The organism is Pseudomonas sp. K5002, from assembly GCF_013386655.1.
Taxonomy (GTDB): domain Bacteria; phylum Pseudomonadota; class Gammaproteobacteria; order Pseudomonadales; family Pseudomonadaceae; genus Aquipseudomonas.
The window spans coordinates 1-423 of the sequence record NZ_JACARK010000630.1; the positions used below are offsets into that span (position 1 = coordinate 1).

At 67.4% G+C, this 423-nt stretch carries 2 pseudogenes (1 of these 2 only partly in view); both read left to right on the forward strand.

Annotation, left to right across the window (positions count from 1 at the left end):
* Positions 1-126, forward strand: a pseudogene (locus HX846_RS25055) (alkanesulfonate monooxygenase); the annotation flags it as partial.
* A gap of 47 nt (positions 127-173) precedes the next feature.
* A pseudogene (locus tag HX846_RS25060) lies at positions 174-423 on the forward strand (acyl-CoA dehydrogenase family protein) (its annotated part continues 752 nt past the right edge of the window); the annotation flags it as partial.

The window sequence follows — 423 nt, forward strand, 5'->3', positions numbered from 1 at the left end:
GAACTGGTGTTCCCGCTGCTGCCGGAACCCTACGCCAGCCTGGCCGGGCGCGGCGTCACCAACCTCACCGGGCCGTTCGGCGAAATGATTGCCAACGACGTCCTGCCGGCAAAAGCCAAGGCCTGACCTGCCGTCTGCCGGGGCACGCCCCGGCACACCATGAGGAATACCGCGTGACAGCCAAACCCAACAGCGTCCTGCCCTCACCCTTGCAGACCGCCAAACTGCTGGCCGCCGAATTTGCCCTCACTGCCGTCGAACGCGACGAGCGCGGCGGCACACCGAAGACCGAACGTGACGCCCTGCGCCAAAGCGGCTTGCTGGCCCTGAGCATTCCCACCCAGTACGGCGGCCTCGGCGCCCGCTGGAGCGAAACCCTGGAGATCGTGCGCGAATTCGCCAAGGTCGACAGCTCCATCGCCC